General features: G+C 68.1%; 15 protein-coding genes. 9 read left to right on the top strand and 6 right to left on the bottom strand.

All coding sequences use genetic code 11. The features are described 5' to 3' along the window. Positions 1–26: 26 nt before the first annotated feature. Entirely contained in the window at positions 27–662 is a 636-nt protein-coding gene (locus tag ASC37_RS03010) for a TetR/AcrR family transcriptional regulator (RefSeq protein WP_055422955.1), read from the bottom strand. A 107-nt stretch (positions 663–769) separates the two neighbouring features. Here ASC37_RS03010 and ASC37_RS03005 point away from each other — a divergent pair, with 107 nt between their 5' ends. The 5 genes from ASC37_RS03005 to ASC37_RS02985 all read left to right on the top strand — a co-directional run bounded on the left by ASC37_RS03005 (position 770) and on the right by ASC37_RS02985 (position 6,728). Then, entirely contained in the window at positions 770–1,519 is a 750-nt protein-coding gene (locus tag ASC37_RS03005; protein ID WP_055422954.1) for an electron transfer flavoprotein subunit beta/FixA family protein, read from the top strand. Positions 1,520–1,536: 17 nt separating this feature from the next. Next, complete coding sequence (locus tag ASC37_RS03000; protein ID WP_055422953.1) at positions 1,537–2,466, top strand: electron transfer flavoprotein subunit alpha/FixB family protein; 930 nt, start codon at positions 1,537–1,539, stop codon at positions 2,464–2,466. A 15-nt stretch (positions 2,467–2,481) separates the two neighbouring features. After that, positions 2,482–3,147, top strand: coding sequence for an energy-coupling factor ABC transporter permease (locus ASC37_RS02995; protein ID WP_072247896.1), 666 nt, complete (start codon positions 2,482–2,484; stop codon positions 3,145–3,147). A 96-nt stretch (positions 3,148–3,243) separates the two neighbouring features. Beyond that, positions 3,244–5,040 carry an acyl-CoA dehydrogenase gene (locus ASC37_RS02990; RefSeq protein ID WP_055422952.1) on the top strand — a complete coding sequence of 599 codons (1,797 nt, stop codon included), beginning with the start codon at positions 3,244–3,246 and terminating at the stop codon, positions 5,038–5,040. Between the two features lie 23 nt (positions 5,041–5,063). After that, the gene (locus ASC37_RS02985; RefSeq protein WP_055422951.1) at positions 5,064–6,728 is read left to right on the top strand and encodes an AsmA-like C-terminal region-containing protein; all 1,665 of its coding nucleotides are present in this window, start codon (positions 5,064–5,066) and stop codon (positions 6,726–6,728) included. Positions 6,729–6,779: 51 nt separating this feature from the next. Here the strand turns inward: ASC37_RS02985 and ASC37_RS02980 are convergent, their stop codons facing one another. The 5 genes from ASC37_RS02980 to ompR form a co-directional block, all read right to left on the bottom strand. Beyond that, entirely contained in the window at positions 6,780–7,565 is a 786-nt protein-coding gene (locus ASC37_RS02980; protein WP_055422950.1) for a peptidyl-prolyl cis-trans isomerase, read from the bottom strand. Between the two features lie 115 nt (positions 7,566–7,680). Continuing rightward, the gene (locus ASC37_RS02975; RefSeq protein WP_055422949.1) at positions 7,681–7,947 is read right to left on the bottom strand and encodes a BolA family protein; all 267 of its coding nucleotides are present in this window, start codon (positions 7,945–7,947) and stop codon (positions 7,681–7,683) included. Then, on the bottom strand, positions 7,940–8,542 hold the full coding sequence (locus tag ASC37_RS02970; protein ID WP_055422948.1) for a septation protein A: 603 nt from the start codon (positions 8,540–8,542) through the stop codon (positions 7,940–7,942). The genes ASC37_RS02975 and ASC37_RS02970 overlap by 8 nt, the downstream gene beginning before the upstream one ends. Beyond that, positions 8,539–9,930 (bottom strand): HAMP domain-containing histidine kinase, encoded by a 1,392-nt coding sequence (locus tag ASC37_RS02965; RefSeq protein WP_055422947.1) that lies wholly within the window; start codon positions 9,928–9,930, stop codon positions 8,539–8,541. Before ASC37_RS02965 ends, ASC37_RS02970 begins: the two co-directional genes overlap by 4 nt. After that, a complete protein-coding gene (gene ompR / locus ASC37_RS02960; protein ID WP_055422946.1) occupies positions 9,927–10,670 on the bottom strand; it encodes an osmolarity response regulator transcription factor OmpR in 744 nt (247 codons plus the stop codon). The genes ASC37_RS02965 and ompR overlap by 4 nt, the downstream gene beginning before the upstream one ends. Positions 10,671–10,767: 97 nt before the next feature. Between ompR and tsaB the strand changes: the two genes are divergently transcribed. The 4 genes from tsaB to ASC37_RS02940 all read left to right on the top strand — a co-directional run bounded on the left by tsaB (position 10,768) and on the right by ASC37_RS02940 (position 14,319). Continuing rightward, a complete protein-coding gene (gene tsaB / locus ASC37_RS02955) occupies positions 10,768–11,475 on the top strand; it encodes a tRNA (adenosine(37)-N6)-threonylcarbamoyltransferase complex dimerization subunit type 1 TsaB (RefSeq protein WP_055422945.1) in 708 nt (235 codons plus the stop codon). Then, positions 11,472–11,954 (top strand): ribosomal protein S18-alanine N-acetyltransferase, encoded by a 483-nt coding sequence (gene rimI, locus ASC37_RS02950; protein ID WP_055422944.1) that lies wholly within the window; start codon positions 11,472–11,474, stop codon positions 11,952–11,954. The genes tsaB and rimI overlap by 4 nt, the downstream gene beginning before the upstream one ends. Next, complete coding sequence (locus ASC37_RS02945) at positions 11,951–12,871, top strand: uracil-DNA glycosylase (RefSeq protein ID WP_055422943.1); 921 nt, start codon at positions 11,951–11,953, stop codon at positions 12,869–12,871. Before rimI ends, ASC37_RS02945 begins: the two co-directional genes overlap by 4 nt. Before the next feature lie 113 nt (positions 12,872–12,984). Next, positions 12,985–14,319, top strand: coding sequence for a ferredoxin reductase family protein (locus ASC37_RS02940; protein WP_055422942.1), 1,335 nt, complete (start codon positions 12,985–12,987; stop codon positions 14,317–14,319). Positions 14,320–14,333 lie beyond the last annotated feature (14 nt).

Raw genomic sequence — 14,333 nt, 5'->3', positions numbered from 1 at the left:
CTCGCGACGGTTGGACGCGGCGCCCTTCATTCGGCGTGCAGGCGCTCGCTGCTGCCCTCGTCGTCGCCCGCAGCGGGTCCGGTGATCCAGCCGGCGATGCGCGTCTTCAGACGCTCGATTTCCTGCGGCATGCGCTCGACGTGCATGAGCGAGAAGCCGAAGACGTAGGCGTAGAGGAGCGTGGCCCGCGCCGTGGCCTCTTCTTCCGAAAGCCCCAGCGCGAGGAAGAGGTCGCGGGCGCAGGCGAGCCGGATCGCATCAACTTCCGCCACCACTTCGGCCACTTCCGGGTCGCGTTGCGCCCATTCGCGGATGGCGAGTTCGATGAGGATGCCCTTGCGGTTGCGGCTCGCGCTATAGACGTCGATCACGTGGCGCAACTGCTCGGCCTCGTGCCCTGGTCGGGCACGGGTCTGTTTGTGGATGTCGCGGATGCGCCCCTCGCGCCAGTGCTCGAGCAGCGCCCGCTGCAGCGCCCGGCGGTCGCGGAAATGCCAGTAGAAGCTGCCCTTGGTGACGCGCAGCTTGCGCGCCAGCGTCTCGATGCGCAGGCCGGCGATTCCTTCCGTGGCGATGAGATCGATCGCTGCCTCGATCCAGGCGGCGCGATCGAGCGAGGCACGCTCGACGGGGGAGCGGTTTGGGTCGTTCACGGTTGCCATCTTGACGAAATCCTTTCCATACGATACCGTATGGAGCACGATCCCGCAAGGGGTGGCCCGGCCCGGCCGGGCGAGGTCGAGATGGCATACTCAACTCGGGGAGAAAAATGAAGATCCTGGTACCGGTAAAACGCGTGGTGGATTACAACGTCAAGATCCGCGTCAAGCCCGACGGCAGCGGCGTGGATACCGCCAACGTCAAGATGTCCATGAACCCCTTCGACGAGATCGCCGTGGAAGAGGCGATCCGGCTCAAGGAAGCGGGCGTGGCGAGCGAGGTCATCGTGGTCAGCTGTGGCGTGGCCCAGTGCCAGGAAACGCTGCGCGCGGCCATGGCCATGGGGGCCGACCGCGGCATCCTGGTGCAGACCGACGTGGAGCTGCAGCCGCTGGCGGTGGCCAAGCTCCTCAAAGCCGTGGTGGAGAAAGAGCAACCGGGCCTGGTGATCGCCGGCAAACAGGCGATCGACGACGACGCGAACCAGACCGGCCAGATGCTCGCGGCGCTGCTCGGCTGGCCGCAAGCCACCTTCGCTTCCAAGGTGGAGATCGCCGACGGCAAGGCCCGGGTCACGCGCGAAGTCGACGGCGGGCTGGAGACGGTCGAGCTGCCGCTGCCCGCAGTCATCACCACCGACCTGCGTCTGAACGAGCCGCGCTTCGCCACCTTGCCCAACATCATGAAGGCGAAGAAAAAGCCCGTCGATACGCTCACGCCCGAAGCGCTCGGCGTAGATGTCACGCCGCGCCTTGCCACCCTCAAGGTCGAAGAGCCGCCCAAGCGCAAGGCGGGGGTGATGGTGGGCAGCGTCGATGAGCTCATCGAGAAACTGCGCAACGAAGCCAAAGTGATCTGAGCCGGGAGCCAAATACCATGAAGATTCTCGTCATCGCCGAACACGACAACCAGAAACTCGCTCCGGCCACGGCGCATGCCCTGGGCGCCGCCAAGGCGCTGGGCGCGGCAGCCGACGTGCTGGTGGCCGGCCATGGCTGCCGGGCGGTCGCCGAACAGGCGGCCAAGCTCGAGGGCGTGGCCCGCGTGCTGCTCGCCGATTCGCCGGCGCTCGCAGATCTCACCGCCGAGGCGCTCGCCGCCCAGGCGCTCAAAATCGCCAAGGAATACACCCACATCCTCGTGCCGGCCACGGCCTTCGGCAAGAACGTGGCCCCGCGCATCGCGGCGCTGCTCGACGTGGCCCAGATCTCCGACATCGTCAAGGTGATCGACGCCGACACCTTCGTGCGCCCGATCTACGCCGGCAACGCGCTCGCCACCGTGCGCTCGGGCGATCCGATCAAGGTGATCACCGTGCGCGGCACCGCGTTCGACGCCGTGGGGGACGGCGGAAACGCCCCCATCGAGGCGATCGAGGCCATCGCCGAGCCGGGGCCCACCAAGGTGGTCGGCCGGGAAGTGACCAAGTCGGCGCGCCCCGAACTGACGAACGCCCGCATCATCGTCTCCGGTGGGCGCGGTCTGGGCAGTGCGGAGAAATTCCACGAGGTGCTCGAGCCGCTTGCCGACAAGCTCGGCGCGGCCATCGGCGCCTCGCGCGCCGCCGTGGACGCGGGTTATGCCCCCAACGACTATCAGGTCGGCCAGACCGGCAAGATCGTCGCGCCCGAGCTCTACGTCGCCATCGGCATTTCCGGGGCCATCCAGCACCTGGCCGGCATGAAGGATTCCAAGGTGATCGTGGCGATCAACAAGGATCCCGAAGCGCCCATCTTCCAGGTGGCCGATTACGGCCTGGTGGCCGATCTCTTCCAGGCGGTGCCGGAGCTGACGCAGAAACTGTGAGCGACACGGCGCGAGATGAACCTGCCTTCGGCGCTCTTTTCCGCAGAATGGATCGCCGGTTCCTGGGTGCTGGCGGGGCTGTGGCTTTGGCGCAGCGCTCGCCACACCCCTTGGCAAGCGCTCAAGGACGACCGGCGTTTCCATCTCGTCGCGGGCTGGGCGCTGGGGCTGGCGTTGCTGTGGAGCATTCGCGCCGGCATCGAAGCGGGGCTTACCTTCCACGTGCTCGGGGCGATGGCCGCCACGCTCTCGCTGGGGGCGCCGCTCGCCACCCTGGCGCTCGGCTTGGCCCTCGCCGTGGTGTGCGCCAATGGGGCGTTCGATGCACCGGCCTATGCGCTCAATTTTCTCGTGACGTCGGTCTGGCCGGTGATCTTTGCCGATGCCTGGCGCCGCTTCGTCGCGCGATTCTTACCGGCGCATTTTTTCGTGTTCATCTTCGTGGTGGCCTTCTTCGGGTCGGGATTGACGCTGCTCGCCGAAGGGGCGCTCGCCATCCTGGTATTGTGGGGAGCTGGCGCCTATACGCTGGAGCACCTGCTGCAAGATTGGGCACCTTATTTTGTGCTCATGGGCTTTGCCGAATCGTGGCTCAGTGGGGTGGTGATCACGATGTTCGTGGTCTATCGTCCTGACTGGGTGGCGGCTTTCGACGATGCCCGATACCTGAAAAACAAATGAAAAAACGAAGCCGGCATTCGACCGGGGTGGAAAGGGAACAGGTACCGGAGCCCAGGCTCCGGGATTCGAACGACGAAAACCCTGTAGGAGTAATCCATGAGTGAATATCGTGCCCCGCTGAAAGACATGCGTTTCGTGCTCGAAGAGCTGATCGGCCTCGAGCAGATCGCGCGCCTGCCGCAGTGCGAGGAGGCGAGCCCCGACGTGGTGGCGGCCATCCTCGAAGAGGGCGGCAAGTTCGCCGAGGAGGTGCTCGCCCCCTTGAACCGGGTCGGCGACGTGCACGGCGCCGTGTGGCAGGATGGCGAAGTGAAGACGGCGCCCGGCTGGAAAGAGGCCTACACCGCTTTTCGCGAGGCCGGCTGGACGGCGCTTGCCCGCTCGCCCGAGTTCGGCGGGCAAGGATTGCCCAAAGTGGTGGCCACTGCCGTGATGGAGCTGTGGAAAGGCTCGAACCTCGCCTTCTCGCTGTGCCCCATGCTCACCCAGGGGGCGATCGAGGCCCTCATGCTGTGCGGCTCGCCCGAGCAGAAGAAAATGTATCTGCCCAAGATGGTGAGCGGCGAGTGGACCGGAACCATGAACCTCACCGAGCCGCAGGCCGGTTCCGACCTCTCGGCGGTGCGCACCCGCGCCGAGCCGGTGGGCGACGGCACCTACAAGCTCTACGGCCAGAAGATCTTCATCACCTACGGCGAACACGACCTGGCCGAGAACATCGTGCACCTCGTGCTCGCGCGCCTGCCCGGCGCGCCCGAGGGGGTGAAGGGCATCTCGCTCTTCGTCGTGCCGAAATTCCTCGTCAATGCCGACGGCAGCCTGGGGGCGCGCAACGACGTGCGCTGCGTCTCCATCGAGCACAAGCTCGGCATCCACGCCAGCCCCACCTGCGTGCTCTCCTTCGGTGACCACGGCGGCGCGGTCGGCACCCTGGTGGGCGAGCCCAACCGCGGCCTCGAATACATGTTCATCATGATGAACGAGGCGCGCTTCGCCGTCGGCCTCGAAGGGCTGGCGCTGTCCGAGCGCGCCTATCAAAAGGCGCTCTCCTACGCCAAGGAGCGCATCCAGGGGTTCGAGGTCGGTGTCAAGAGCGGGCCGCGCGTGCCCATCATCCGCCACCCCGACGTGCGGCGCATGCTGATGCTGATGAAATCACAGACCGAGGCCATGCGTGCGCTCGCCTATACGGTGGGGGCGGCGTTCGATCTGGCGCACCACCATCCGGACGAATCGGTGCGCCAGCGCAGCCGCGGCTTCGTCGAGCTCATGACCCCGGTGGTCAAGGGCTGGTGCACCGAGAACTCGGTGACCATCGCCTCGCTCGGCGTCCAGGTGCACGGCGGCATGGGCTTCATCGAGGAGACGGGGGCGGCGCAGCACTACCGCGATGCGCGCATCACCCCCATCTACGAAGGAACCACCGCGATCCAGTCCAACGATCTCATCGGCCGCAAGATCGCCCGCAACGGCGGCGTCATCGCCCGGGGGCTCATCGAAGAGATGCGGCTGGCGGCGGAGAAACTGCGCGCGCAGCCGGGCGAAGACTTCGGCGTGCTCGCGCGCCGGCTTGGCGCCGGCATCGATGCCCTGGAAAAAGGCGTGGCCTACATCCTCGAGACCTACGGGTCCAACCCAAAAGCGGCCCATGCGGTTTCGGTGCCGCTGCTCGAACTCTTCGGCATCGTCTGCGGTGGCTGGCAGCTCGGTCTGTCGGCGCTGGTGGCGGCCAAGCGCCTGGCCGAAGGCGGGGGAGACGAGGCGTTTTATCGCGCCAAGATCGGCACGGCGCGCTTCTATGCCGACCATGTGCTCGCCCGCGCCCCGGCGCTGGGGATGACGGTCACCGAAGGCGCGGCCGGTGTGCTGGCGCTCGACGAGGAGATGTTCTGAACCTGGGTAAAGAGGGGAATCCCATGATGAAACGCCTGCTCCTTGGCGTACTCGTGCTCGTTGCCGTCGCCGTGGCTGCGCTAGCGGTGTTCGTGGCCACTTTCGATGCGGCGCGTTACCGCGACGAGATCGACCGCTGGGCGCAGGCCCACCTGGGGCGTTCCCTCGAGGTGCACGGTGAGCTGCAGCTCGCGCTCTGGCCCCGCCTTGCGCTCGAAGCGCAGACGGTGCGCCTGGGCAACCCGCCGGGGTTCTCCTCCCCCGCCCTGGCCGAGATCGATCGGCTCGCGCTTGGGGTGGATCTTTTGGCCTTGTTCTCCCGCCGGATCGAGGTGGATACGCTCACGCTGGAAGGCGTGCGCCTGCACCTCGAGCGCCGCTCCGACGGGCGGCAGAACTGGCGGTTCGACCGCCCGACGTCCGTGGCCGCGGCGTCCGGAGCCGAGGCCGAACCCGCGCCTGCGGCCGAGCCGGCGGGGGCGAGGGCGGCCGCCCTGCCGCTTGCTTTGGGCCGCGTGTCGGTGCGCGAGGCGTATGTCCTGTGGTATGGGGCGGGGCGCGAGCAGCCGTTTCGCCTCGGGCCGCTCGCGCTCGAGGCCGGGCCGGTGGTGTCCGAGGCAGCGGTGCCGCTGAAAGCGACCCTGGCGCTGTCTGAGCGCAGCCAGATGAGCCTGGCCGGCCGGCTGGAGCAGTGGCCGCGCGCGCCGCGCTGGGTGGGGCGGCTGGAAGTGCCGGAGTTCGATCTTCGCGCCTGGCTCGAGGCGCAGGGCGTGGCGCTCGATCTGCCGTCGTCGGCTCTGCGTCGGGTGCGCCTGTCTTCCGACGTGCTGGCCGACGCCGCCGCGCTGCACCTGGACGCGCTCGAGCTCAGCGTGGACGAGGTCGCGCTGCAAGGGCGGTTGGGGGCGGATCTGCCGGGCGATCGCGTGGAGACGACGCTCAGCGGAAGCGCCTACGGCGGAGCCCTGCGCCTTCAGGCAAACCTGGACGATCTCGCCGGGTCGCCTCACTGGCAAACGGAGGGGCGGCTCGAGGGGGTCGACGTGGCGCGGCTGCTTACCGCCGTGTACGGCAAATCTTCGCTCACCGGCCAAGGGAGCGTCGATTTCGCCTTGCGCGGACGGGGGCTGACGGCCAACGAGGCGCTGCGCTCGGCCCAGGGCACGCTGCGCGCACGGGTGCGTGACGGAGCCGTGCTGGGGGTGGACGTCGAACGCCTGTTGCGCGACGCTTCGGCCGTGCTGCGCGGCGAGCGGCCGGCCGGCGGCGGAGGAGGGGACCGCACGCCGTTCGAGGAACTCTCCGGCAGCGGGGTGCTGGCTGGCGGCGTGCTGCGCAACGACGACCTCTTCGGCCGCACGGCGCTCTTCACCGCCGAGGGGGCCGGTCGCGTGGATCTGATCCGTTCGGAGCTCGATTACCGCCTGCGGGTGCGATTGACCGCCACGCCCGAAGTGCAGCAAGACGGACCGCTCGCCGTCCTGCTCGGGCTGCCGATTCCGCTGGAAGTGACGGGGCCGCTCGCTTCGCCCGCCTACCGGGTGGTGACCGAGGAACTGGCCCGGGATTTCGCCAAGGAGGCGATCCGCCGGCGGCTTGCGCCACCGGAAGAAGGGCAGGTGCAAGAAGAACAGCCGCCGGTGGTGCCGGCGGTGAAGGAGATCTTTCGCGGGCTGATCGGCCGCTGAAGTGGCGCAGGGGGCTTCCTGCAAGGAGCAGGGGCACCCCTTGCTTCTTTCTTATTCCACTTTCGCTTTCGCGACCAGCTCTTCGAGGTGCTTCTGGATCTTCTGCTGCTGCAGCTGCTGCTCGATCTGCGGCCGGATCTGCTCGAGCGGCGGCGGCGTTTGCGGGCGCACGTCGTCGACGCGGATCACGTGGTAGCCGAACTGGGTCTTGACCGGGGTCTTGGAGGTCTCGCCCTTCTGCATCTTGCCCAGCGCCGTGCCGAAGTCGGGCACGAACATGTCGGGCGTCACCCAGCCGAGATCGCCTCCTTTGTCCTTGCTGCCGGTGTCTTTCGACTGCTTGGCCAGCTCATCCCACGAAGTGCCTTTGTTGAGCTTGGCGATGATGTCCTTGGCTTCGTCCTCTTTCTCCACCAGGATGTGGCGCGTGTGGAGTTCGTTGCCCGAGTACATCGTCTTGATCTTCTCGTAGGCGTTCTTGATCTCTTCTTCGCTCACGGGATTCTTGGCGACGAAATCCTTGAGGTAGGCGCGCACGAGCACGCCCTGACGGGCGAGCTCCATCTCGGCCTTCACTTCGGGGCTCTTGTCGAGCCCCGCCTTCTTCGCTTGCTCGGCGATGACGGCGCGGCGGATGAGCTCGTCCTTGACCGCCTGGCGCAGCTGCTCGTTGTCGGGCAGCCCCTGGGCGACCTGTTCCTTGACGATCACGTCCATGTAGATCTGGGGGATGGGCTGGCCATTGACCTTGGCCACGTTCTGCGCCAGGGCGGGCAGGGCAACGAGCCCGAGGCCGAGGACGGCGGCCCGGACGGGAGTGCGGAGTTTGGCGTACATGGGTTTCCTTTCACGGATGACGGTTCCGGCGCGCCGCGATGCGCGCCGCGAATCCGAGTGTAACCGATGACGGCCGAAAGTAATTCATCGACCTGTAGCAAACTGCAAGCGGGCCTCACTCGCCCGGGGCAAGGGCGGTGACGGCGAGCGCGTGAATCCCTTTTTGCATCAGATCGCCCGCAGCGGCGAACACCAGGCGGTGGCGTTGCACCCGGGAAAGCCCTGCGAAGCGGGGCGAGACGAGGCGCACGCAGTAATGCCCGCCACCGGCCGCTCCGGCGTGGCCGGCGTGCGCGGCGCTGTCGTCGCGAATCTCGAGTTCGAGCGGTTCGAGCGTCTGTAGCCGCCGGCGCAGTTCGGCGATGGGGTCGTATTCAGGCATCGGATCGTTCCTCTTCAAGATGACGGGACAGCCACAGGGATTGGGCGAGCACGAACAGCAGCATCGCGCCCAGGGTGCCGAAGAGCTTGAAATTCACCCAGACGGTTTCGGAATAATGCCAGGCGACGTAGAGGTTCAGCGCGCCCATCGCCAGGAAGAATCCGCTCCACAGGTCGGAGAGCCGCGCCCAGACGGGATCGGGCAGCCGCAGCTGCGCCTGCATGGCGCTGCGGATCAGGTTGCGGCGCAAAAACCGCGCACCGATGAGCGCCGCGGCGAAACTCCAGTACAGCGCCGTGGGCTTCCACTGGATGAAGGCGGGATCGTGCAGGAAGAGCGTCGCCCCGCCCAGAACCGTGACCAGGACGAAACTCACCCACAGCATGCGATCGACGGGCCGCCGGCGCAGGCGCAGGGCGAGGATCTGGGCCGCGGTGGCGAGCATGGTCGCCGCGGTGGCGATGGCCAGCGGCAGGGTCGAGGGCGAGGCGCCCATCGCCATCCCCAAGGGAGCGAGGGCGTCCGGAAAGAACCCTGCCAGGCGATAGGCGAGGAAGAAGACGAGCACGGGGAAGAGGTCGAAGAGCAGTTTCATGAAGCGTCCTGCGAAGGAGTGGGAGCGGGAAGGGGAGGCGGGGCGGGTGGAAGTTCGAGGGTTACGGCGAGACCGCCGCCGTCGCGGTTGGCGAGCGTGAGGCGCCCGCCGAGCGCCTCGATGGTGCGCTTGACGATGGCTAGCCCCAAGCCCGAGCCCGTCACGCCGCTGCGCATGGCCGATTCGGTACGGGCAAAGGGGGCGAGCACCCGCTCGAGCTGGTCTTCGGGGATGCCGGGACCGCGGTCGGCCACGGTAAGGGTGGGGGCGGCTGCGTCCTCGCCGAGCAGGATCTCGATGGGGTGTTCGGTTCCGGCATATTTCTTCGCGTTGTCGATGAGATTGACCAGCACCCGGCGCAGGGCCGCGCGGTTGGCGCGCACGAAGACGTGGGGCACGTCGCTTTTCCATTCGATGGGGGTACCGCGCAAACGTTCCTTGGCCACGACTTCTTCGACGAGGTCATCGAGCGCGAAGGTCTCGTCGGCAGCGAGCGCGTCGACTTTGGCATAGTCGAGGAATTGGCCGACGATGCGGTCGATGTCGTCGAGATCGGCCTCCAGCGCCTGGGCTTCGCGCTCGTCGATGGGGAGCAGCGCCAGGGCGAGCCGCAGGCGCGTGAGGGGGGTGCGCACGTCGTGCGACACGCCGGCGAGGATGAGCGCCCGTTCGGTCTCGTTGAGCCGCAAGCGTTCGACCATGGTGTTGAAAGCCAGCACCAGCTTGGCGAGCTCGGCCGAGGCAGGCATGGGCAGCAAGGTGGGCTGGCCGCCGGCGGCCACCATCTCGGCGGCGCGGCGCAGCACCCGCAGCGGGCCGCTGATCCAGCGGGCGATGACGAAGGCGCCCAGGAGCGCCAGGGCGAGGATGACGCTGGCGAGCATCAGCCATTGCCGCGGATCGGGGCGAGGAATGCGCTCGGGGGGAAAGCGCAGCCAGTAGCCGCGAGGGTCCTCCGGCGAGAGGCGGAAGTACACCCACAGTCCGGGCTGCTCGCGCCAGCTCTTGCCTACCTGGGTGGAGGGGCCGAGCAGTCGGCGCAGTTCCTCCTGCAGGGCGCGATCGGGATCGTCGTCTGGCAGTGGCTCGACCTCGTCGCCGAAATCGGCCGGATAGACGGCGATGCCCTCGAGCGTGACCCAATCGATCATCAAGTCGCCTTGAAAACGCTGGGGGGTGTGGCGCAGCGCCGAGCGCGTCAGGTTGATCACCGAGGCGATCAGCCGGGCATTGTCCCGGGCGCGCTGTTCCGTCTCGATCTGCCAGGATAGCCACCACCAGCTGGCGGCGGCGGCGAGAAGCAGCGCGGTGATCGAGACGAAGAGCTGCCAGAAGAGGCTCACCCGGCACAGCAGCGCCCGCAGCCCTTTTTCACGCGACCCGCTCATGGCGAGGATTCGGCCTCCCCGGCGGGCACATCGGGAACGAAGACGTAGCCCACGCCCCAGACGGTCTGGAGGTAGCGCGGTTTGCTCGGATCGGGTTCGACGAGGCGACGCAGGCGGCTGATCTGCACGTCGATGGCGCGATCGAAGGGGCCATGCTCCCGGCCACGGGCGAGCTCCATGAGCTTGTCGCGGGTCATGGGCTGGTTGGGATGTTCGGCGAGCACGCGCAGCACGGCGAATTCGCCGGTGGTGAGCGGAATTTCCTCGCCGTGGCGCGTCAGGCGCCGCGTGGTGAGGTCGAGCACGTTGTCGCCGAAGACCACCGTGCCGCCCTGGGGCGCCGGGGCGCCGAGCGGTTCGCGCGGGCGGCGGCGCATCACGGCGTGGATGCGCGCCACCAGCTCGCGCGGGTTGAAGGGCTTGGGCAAATAATCGTCCGCGCCCAGCTCCAGCCCCCGGATGCGGTCTTCCTCGTCGCCCTTGGCGGTGAGCATGATGACGCCGAGTGGCGCCTCGCGCTGGCGCAGGCGGCGCAACAGCGTGAGCCCGTCTTCGCCCGGCAGCATCAGGTCGAGAATGACCATGTCGAAATGCTCGCGCTCTAGCGCCCGCTCCATGGCCGCCCCGTCGGCCACGGCCTTGACGGGAAACCCCTGGGTGTGCAGGAAGCGCGTGAGCAACTCGCGCAGGCGGGCGTCGTCATCGACGAGCAGGACGCGGCAGCGGCCGATTTCGTTCATGGTTCGATCCTCCCCGGCTGGAAAAACGTCAACGGCGTTTGGTGGGATTGTCGCAGATCGCACGCGAAAATGCCCAGCCCGGCGGTAAAATGCCCGCATGGATCTGCTCGCGATCGAAACTTCCGGCGAAATCGCCTCCGTGGCGCTGCAGCGCGGCGACACCGTCTGGGAACGCCGGCTGCAGGGCTACGCCCGCCACGCCGAACACGTGCTGCCCGCGGTCCAGGCCGTGCTCGAAGAAGCGGGGCTTGCCGTGGGGCAGCTCTCCGCCATCGCGTTTGGCGCCGGGCCCGGGGCCTTCACCGGGCTGCGGCTTGCCTGCGCCGTGGCGCAAGGGCTCGCCATGCCGTGGTCGCTGCCGCTCGTGCCCGTCGGCTCGCTCGAAGCCCTGGCGGCGCAGGCGGGCGAGGGCACGGTGCTGGCGCTTGCCGATGCCCGCATGGGCCAATGCTATCACGCCTGGTTTCGCTGCTGCGGCGGGCGAATCGAAGCGCTTGCCGCAGCAGGGGTGGACGCGCCCGAAGCGCTTTTCCCGCCCGCTGGGGTCGGCCCATGGCACGTCATCGGCCAAGGGATGGAGCCGCTGTGGCCGCGCCTGCCGGAAGCTATCCGCGCCGGCGCGGTCGAAATCGTGCTCGATGCCACGGTCCAGTCCCGCGACCTGTTGCCGCTCGCGCGGCGCATGCTCGCCGAGGGACGGGCGCTTCCCCCCTGGGAGGTCGCGCCCTACTACGTGCGCGACAAGGTGGCGCTCACGGCCGAAGAGCAGGCCGCCTTGCGCCAGCGCAGGGTGCAGGCGTCGTGAACTGGCTGCGCCTGCGCACCATGCGCGAGGACGATCTTCCTTGGGTGGTCGCGCTCGAACGCGACGCGCAGGAAGTCCCCTGGAGCGAAAAGAGCTTTCGCGAGGCGCTCGCGGCGGGTTACGCCTGCTGGGTGGCGGAAGTTCTCTCGGGGGATGATCCGGCCACGGCTTTGGCCGAACCGGTGGGGTTCCTCATCTTGCTGCTCGTCGCCGGTGAGGCCGAAATCCTCAATCTGGCAATCACGCCGACTCATCGCGGCCGCGGGCTGGGGCGCGAGATGTTGGAGGCTGCGCTCGACGAAGCGCGCGAGCGCGGCGCCGCCAGAGTATGGCTGGAAGTGCGCGTCTCCAACCAGGCGGCGATCGCCCTTTATCAGCGCAGCGGTTTTACCATCGTGGCCCGGCGCCGCGGCTATTACGCCACGCGGGAGGGGGCAAGGGAAGACGCGCTGGTGATGCAGCGGGAACTCGTTCGATGAGCGCGCCCCTCGACGAAAAAGAGCGCTTTGCCAAGCTCGAGGAAATGGGCTTGACGCCGCTGTGGCGTCTGCGTACCCGCTTGCAACCGGCCTGCGAGGCGGGTGAGGCCAAGGCCGCGCACCAAGAACTCCCTGCCGTCGCGGCCTCGACCGACCAGACACTGGATACGCCGCCGCAGAAACCCACTACGGCTGCAGTGGCAGCGCCCGCGCCGGCCAGGGAGCGCCCCAGGGTTCGGCCGCTCCATGCTCCTTTCGGACCGGTCGGACCGCCTCTGGCTCCGCCTCCTGTTCCGGCCGCATCCCGCGCCGCTGGCGCTTCGGCGCGGACCGTCGACCCGGATCGCGCCGCACGCATCGCCGCGCTCGACTGGGAGGCACTGGAAGCGGAGATCCGCGCCTGCACCGCCTGTGCGCTGCACCGCACGCGCACGCAGGCGGTGCCGGGCGTGGGCAACCGTCAGGCGCGCTGGATGTTCGTGGGCGAGGGGCCGGGGCGGGAGGAAGATCGGCGCGGCGAGCCTTTCGTCGGCCCGGCGGGCAAGCTGCTCGACGCCATGCTCTTCGCGCTGGGACTGGACCGCACCCAGGTCTACATCGCCAATGCGGTGAAGTGCCGTCCGCCGGACAACCGCACGCCCTCGCCCGAGGAGATCGCCGCCTGCGCGCCCTTCCTCTTCCGCCAGATCGAACTCGTACGCCCGAAGGTGCTGGTGGCCCTGGGGCGTCCGGCGGCGTTCGCGCTCCTCGATGAGGATGTCAAGATCGCCCAGGCGCGCGGCCGGATCTTCCGCTACGGCGAGATCCCCGTCGTAGTCACCTACCATCCCGCCTACCTCTTGCGCAACCCCGCCGACAAAGCCAAGGCCTGGGAGGATCTGTGCCGGGCCAGGGCGCTCGTCGAAGGGCAGGGGTAGTGCGCAGAGCGTTTTCGTTACACGGCGTTCATTCCGGGTTAAGCCTTCGTCCTTTCTCGGCGGTTATCCTATGGCGATGCCAATAGGATAAATATTTCTTGTGGAGGTATGTGATGGATCGGATGCGCCATGGGTTGTGGACCCTGCTGCTCGGCTCTGCCCTGTTGTGGCTGGCGGCCGAGCCGACATTCTACGAAGCGGACACGCTCTTCGCCTGGCGCGAGGTGATGACGCAGTTGAGCGGCGTGCTCGCCTTCGGCTGCATGAGCGCGGCCATGGTGCTCGCGCTGCGCCTGCGCCCCGTCGAGCGCCTTTTCGGCGGGTTGGACAAAACCTACCGTCTGCACAAGTGGCTGGGAATCGGCGCGCTCGTCTTCGCCCTCACCCATTGGTTGTGGGTCAAGGGGCCGAAGTGGGCGGTGCAGCTGGGTTGGATCACGCGCCCGCCGCGCGGGCCGCGACCGGAGCCGAGCAATGCGATCGAGGCGGCGTTTCGCGCCGTGCGGGGTCTGGCCGAGACCATGGGGGAATGGGCCTTCTACGCCGCCGTGCCGCTGCTGCTGATCGCGCTGCTGCGCCGCGTGCCGTATCACGTCTTTGCCAAATTGCACCGCCTGATCCCGCTGCTTTTCCTCGTCTTCGCCTTCCACGCCCTCGTGCTCGTGAAGTTCTCCTACTGGGGCACGCAGCTGGGAGCGCTGCTCGCGCTGGAGATCGTTGCCGGAGTTTGTGCCGCCGCCGTCTCGCTCGCCGGACGCATCGGTGTTGCGCGGCGCATCCTGGGGCGGCTGGAGGCGGTGGAACCGTTGCCGGGCGCGGGAGCGCTCGCGCTCACCGTGGCTCCGCAACGCTGGCCGGGGCACGCAGCTGGACAGTTCGCTTTCCTCACGCTCGACGTGCGGGAAAAGGCTCATCCCTTCACCATCGCCAGCGTCTGGGACGAGCGCTCGCCGCGGCTCTCCTTCGTCGTCAAGGCGCTGGGAGATTTCACCCGCAGTTTGCCGCAGCGGCTGCGCCCGGGGCAAGAGGTACGAATCGAGGGGCCTTACGGCGGTTTCACGTTTGCCGACGAGGCGCCGCGCCAGATCTGGGTGAGCGGCGGCGTGGGGGTGACGCCGTTTCTCGCCGCGCTGCAGCAGAAAGCGCTACGCGGTTCGCCTTCCTGCCCGGTCGATTACTTCCATTCGCTGACGGCGCCGGACGAGGCCGCCGAGGCACGGCTGCGGGCGCTCGCCGAGGCGGCGGGGGTGGCGCTGTACCTCGTCTGGCCGCAGCGCGACGGGCGGCTCACCGGCGAGCGCATCCGCGCTGCCGTGCCGCAGTGGCGCGAAGCGAGCCTGTGGTTTTGCGGCCCCGAGGGGTTTGGTGAAGCGCTACTGCGCGACTTCTCCGCGCAGGGATTCGACGTGCGCCGGCGCTTCCATCGCGAACTCTTTGCGTTTCGCTGACGGGGCGAAACGCC

The sequence above is a fragment of the Tepidiphilus thermophilus genome, assembly GCF_001418245.1.
Lineage (GTDB): Bacteria > Pseudomonadota > Gammaproteobacteria > Burkholderiales > Rhodocyclaceae > Tepidiphilus > Tepidiphilus succinatimandens.
The sequence above is the reverse complement of the archived record's forward strand: the minus strand, read 5'-3'. Positions and strand labels throughout refer to the sequence as shown.

Bases quoted from the DNA above. Each gene is read 5' to 3' on its own strand.
- ompR (WP_055422946.1), bottom strand. From the start codon at position 10,670: ATGAACGAAATCGGCCGCTGCCGCGTCCTGCTCGTCGATGACGACGCC.
- ASC37_RS02940 (WP_055422942.1), top strand. From the start codon at position 12,985: ATGGATCGGATGCGCCATGGGTTGTGGACCCTGCTGCTCGGCTCTGCC.
- ASC37_RS03010 (WP_055422955.1), bottom strand. From the start codon at position 662: ATGGCAACCGTGAACGACCCAAACCGCTCCCCCGTCGAGCGTGCCTCG.
- ASC37_RS02970 (WP_055422948.1), bottom strand. From the start codon at position 8,542: ATGAAACTGCTCTTCGACCTCTTCCCCGTGCTCGTCTTCTTCCTCGCC.
- ASC37_RS02990 (WP_055422952.1), top strand. From the start codon at position 3,244: ATGAGTGAATATCGTGCCCCGCTGAAAGACATGCGTTTCGTGCTCGAA.
- ASC37_RS02985 (WP_055422951.1), top strand. From the start codon at position 5,064: ATGATGAAACGCCTGCTCCTTGGCGTACTCGTGCTCGTTGCCGTCGCC.
- ASC37_RS02995 (WP_072247896.1), top strand. From the start codon at position 2,482: ATGAACCTGCCTTCGGCGCTCTTTTCCGCAGAATGGATCGCCGGTTCC.
- ASC37_RS03005 (WP_055422954.1), top strand. From the start codon at position 770: ATGAAGATCCTGGTACCGGTAAAACGCGTGGTGGATTACAACGTCAAG.
- ASC37_RS02980 (WP_055422950.1), bottom strand. From the start codon at position 7,565: ATGTACGCCAAACTCCGCACTCCCGTCCGGGCCGCCGTCCTCGGCCTC.
- ASC37_RS03000 (WP_055422953.1), top strand. From the start codon at position 1,537: ATGAAGATTCTCGTCATCGCCGAACACGACAACCAGAAACTCGCTCCG.
- ASC37_RS02945 (WP_055422943.1), top strand. From the start codon at position 11,951: ATGAGCGCGCCCCTCGACGAAAAAGAGCGCTTTGCCAAGCTCGAGGAA.
- tsaB (WP_055422945.1), top strand. From the start codon at position 10,768: ATGGATCTGCTCGCGATCGAAACTTCCGGCGAAATCGCCTCCGTGGCG.
- ASC37_RS02975 (WP_055422949.1), bottom strand. From the start codon at position 7,947: ATGCCTGAATACGACCCCATCGCCGAACTGCGCCGGCGGCTACAGACG.
- ASC37_RS02965 (WP_055422947.1), bottom strand. From the start codon at position 9,930: ATGAGCGGGTCGCGTGAAAAAGGGCTGCGGGCGCTGCTGTGCCGGGTG.